This is a genomic window from Psittacicella hinzii (genome assembly GCF_003585885.1).
In the GTDB taxonomy this organism is placed as follows: Bacteria; Pseudomonadota; Gammaproteobacteria; order Enterobacterales; family Psittacicellaceae; genus Psittacicella.
Genome location: NZ_NRHC01000113.1, coordinates 1 through 4,192, shown reverse-complemented (window position 1 = coordinate 4,192; position 4,192 = coordinate 1). Strand labels below are relative to the sequence as shown.

General features: G+C 32.4%; 3 protein-coding genes. 1 reads left to right on the top strand and 2 read right to left on the bottom strand.

All coding sequences use genetic code 11. The features are described 5' to 3' along the window. On the top strand, positions 1 to 920 hold a 920-nt coding region (locus CKF54_RS07215), incomplete at its 5' end, for a hypothetical protein (RefSeq protein WP_222987572.1). A gap of 554 nt (positions 921 to 1,474) precedes the next feature. Here the strand turns inward: CKF54_RS07215 and CKF54_RS07210 are convergent. Further along, positions 1,475 to 2,929, bottom strand: coding sequence for a BspA family leucine-rich repeat surface protein (locus tag CKF54_RS07210; RefSeq protein WP_147396847.1), 1,455 nt, complete (start codon positions 2,927 to 2,929; stop codon positions 1,475 to 1,477). A 234-nt stretch (positions 2,930 to 3,163) separates the two neighbouring features. Continuing rightward, a complete protein-coding gene (locus CKF54_RS07200) occupies positions 3,164 to 4,087 on the bottom strand; it encodes a BspA family leucine-rich repeat surface protein (protein WP_119525678.1) in 924 nt (307 codons plus the stop codon). Positions 4,088 to 4,192: the final 105 nt, after the last annotated feature.

Genomic DNA, 4,192 nt, shown 5'->3' with positions numbered 1-4,192 from the left:
CCTCTGTATCTAACGATATAGAGTTAAGAAAGCAAGAGAAGAAGCGAATTAAGCAGCTAAAACATCTGATGGCTACCTTCTCTTCGGTTAATAAGAAGAGATCCTACGATGAGATTAAAGAGAGAAATCCTGATGACTCTAGAGTGTTCCTAAAGCCTGGATATAACTGTCCTCACGCATTTAAAGCGTTTAAAGCAAGTCAACCAGAGACGATACATTTGTCTATAGACTGTATTGTTGGTAAGTCTCACAAAGGTAAAATTCTAACGATTACCCTCGTAAATACCGGATATAGACTTGCTATACCTATTCGATCTACTAATGACGTTGCTTCGGAGATATTCGATGTTATATCTAGCTATGTGAGCATACTAAGACGTAGTTCTGACAGACCTATAGCCATTACTATGGATCAAGGTCGAGAGTTCACTAAGATCTTTAACCTTGAGAACCTAGATGTTGACTTAAGAGTATTCTGTAGCTATGCTGGTTGCCCGCAAAACAATGCTTGGGCTGAAAATACCAACAAAACCTTCAGGGACTACGGATACGGTAATGATCTACCATTAGTAGGAATTAGCCCACAATACGCTCGTACAGTCAATTACATAGTAAACAACATCGACACCTCTAAAGGTGTAGGAAATGCTCTTACTAATACCATGCTACTACTGAACTTGGATAGTTATGAGCAACTACCTTTATACAACGAATATGTAGCTGAAGATATTCCTAAGTTCTTCATATTCCCGCGCTCGAATACTAATAAGCTCTGTAGAGATATAACCTTCAAGTTATTTAAGCATGGTGCTAAGGCATTACACTCTAAAGAGTTAATTAAAGACGAGCAATTAAACCAACTATACGACTTAATACCGTTTGAATTTATTAAAGAACTTATTACAGATCGCTGTTTATAATAGGAAACCATGTCCGCCGCCAAGATGAACCCAGAGTAGGGGAACACTCCCCTGCCTAGGCTGGGGAGTGTTCCCCTACTCTGGTTCCGTTCTTGGTGTTAAATTTACGTTTAAAAACTTGTCACTAATTTCTACAAATAATATTCTTTATTCTTTTTTAAGTTAAAGTTATTTATAAAATTGTATAAATAGCAATATAAAAATATTATATAATAAAACGATAATTCAAACTTAAACAACTAACACCTAGTTATTTTTACATTTTCCGAGATTGAATAATCTTTTTCAATAGAAACCGCAATATTTTTGATTAAGCAATTCCATAAAATAATACGGTGACTTCTAGTATTCGTACTAATGATAAATCAAAAAGATGATAAGTTATAGTATTTAATAATAGTTACCCTCTTATTTTTGTGTATCCTTAAAAATAAAAGAGTAAACTGCGTATAGTGTTATCCATAAACAGTTTACTCTTAATTATCTTGATAAGAGAGTATTCAAGAAGTAGTTCAAACTAATCTAATACTCATTTTTAAACCTTAAATCATTATTTAATTAAGACCTAAAGTTGAATAAATACTTGGTTTTTTGCTTAACCAACTAAATACTTCTTTTTCTGTAACACCACTATATCTAAACATAGCATCAGCCTTTTCCAGAGAAGAAATATCCCAATTATTTAAATTTGAATTAAAGTTTTTTGCATTATAAAACATATAATCCATGTCTATTACATTACTAACATTCCAAGCGCTTAAGTCCCCACTAAAACTTGTAGCTCCACTAAACATACCCCCCATATCAGTAACATTACTAACATCCCAAGAGCTTACATTCCCATTAAAACTTGTAGCTTTAGAAAACATATAAGCCATATCTGTAGCGTTACTAACATCCCAAGAGCTTATGTCCCCATTAAAACTTGTAGCATTAGAAAACATACCTCCCATATCAGTAACATTACTAACATCCCAAGAGCTTACATCCCCATTAAAACTTGTAGCTTTAGAAAACATGTGAGCCATATCTGTCACATTACTTACATTCCATGAGTTCAAATCTCTATTAAATTTTTCAGCCTCAGAAAACATAAAAGCCATACTTGTTACATTACCTACATTCCATGAGCTTAAGTCTCTATTAAATTTTTCTGCTCCTGAAAACATTAAAGCCATACTAGTAACATTACTTACATTCCAAGAACTCAAATCTTGATTGAAGTTTTTAGCATTAAAAAACATTCCTATCATCGTTTGAACATTACTTACATTCCAAGAACTTAATTCTGAATTGAAAGAAGAAGCGTTAGCAAACGTATAAATCATACTCTTTGCTTTACTCACATCCCACGTATTTAAATTACGATTGAATTTTGCAGCATTGTAAAAAGTGAACGTAAACTCTTCTACCCCTTTAACATTCCAATTTGAAAGATCAGAATCAAAACCATCATTAAATGCAAATGTTGCCTGTATATTTTTTAAACTAGAAGTATTCCAATTATTTAAATCAGTTTTTATATTGCTACAAGCAAAAGTATAATTTAAAGACTTAACTTTTCTAACGTCCCACTTAGAAACATCAATCTGATAAGAATTTGGAGTTTCACAAACAAATAAAAACCCCTCACTAGTAGAAGGCATATACTTTGGATATACCTCATATAATTCTTTATCAGAGAACTCTTTTGTGTTGACAATAGAATACTTACCTGCAAATACAAAATCTAAGTCTTCTAAATTTGAAACATCAATAAAGTTTAAGTCAATAACACTTTGCTTACCAACACGTGCTTTAACATAATCATTAATAAACTCTCTTAGTAGAGTCGAGTTAGTAAAACTAAACTTCTTACCTGTTTTACTTAAGTCAACACCATAGTATTCACCTAATTCAGCACTGTAAGATTTATTTACAAATTTTTGATTGAAGATACTGTTGTAGGTAAAGTAGCCAGCTAAACCAATTGCAACTACTGCAGCAGGAATGAGTAATTTTTTAAACATAGTAAAGTTTTTCGCTTTTTTATTTATATTATTTTTATACAAGTAATAGAGTGTTGTAAAAAACTAAGTACTAAAATTATGGTACGAAAAATTAGACAACCTCTAAGGTAACCAATATTACAACCTTAATTAAAAGAAAAAGGTAAGCTTTACAACAACCTCATAAAGTCTATATATTATAGATTAAAGTAATAACTAAAAGTTAAAATAATTAGCACTTAACTATGTAATAGTTTAGTAATCGCTAAAGATAAAGTAGTACTTCTTAATCACCTCTGTAAGATTTGCTTCGGTCATTCCACTACCCCAAAACACTCTTACAGCCGAGCGTACTGATGATAAATTCCAAGGATTTAAATTTGAGTTAAACTTGGTAGCTCCGTAAAACATATAAGAGATATCAGTTACCTTACTCATATCCCAAGCACTTAAGTCCATATTAAACTCTTTAGCTCCTCTAAATAACCCCATCATATCTTTGACCTTGCCAACTTGCCATTTACTTAAGTCTGCATTAAAGCTTTGAGCTCCTACAAAAGTAACACGCATATCCTCAACTGAACCTACATCCCAGCGAGAAATATCATTGTTAAAATTTGCATTTACTGCAAAAGTTCCATGTAAAGATTTTACGTTACTGGTATCCCAGTTACTTAAGTCAAAGTTACTCGTGCTACAAGAAAAAGTATAGGCTAAGGATTTGACCTTGCTAATGTTCCACTTAGAGATATCAACCTGATAGGAACTTGGAGCTTTACAAAGATAAACTTCATCATAACTCACTAGAGCAAAGTTATTGCCACTAAGATCATACGCTTGATCGTTATAAAAGTTTTCTGCATTGACAAATTCATAGTCACCTGCAAAAACATAATCCAGATCCTCTAACTTTGAAGTATCAATAAAATTTAAATCAACAACTTCAAGTTTATTCCCCATCACACTCATATAACTTTGAATAAATTCTTTTAATTTAGCTGAACTAGAAAAACGAAATTTTACTTCTTGCTTACTAAGATCAACTGCATAGTAATCACCTAATTCTGGTGAGTAAACTGGATCTACAATTTGCAGCTCATTCATACTTTGATAAACAAAGTAACCACTACCTAGAGCAAGCGCAGTAAGAATAGATGAAATGATAACTCTTTTAGACATATGGATACTCCAGCTAGAGTTGGAAGAGAGGAACTGGTTTTAAGAAAGACACTAATTGCAAGCTTGAAAAGATTGCAGTTTTATTTAGGGATTCCCGAAGCCAAT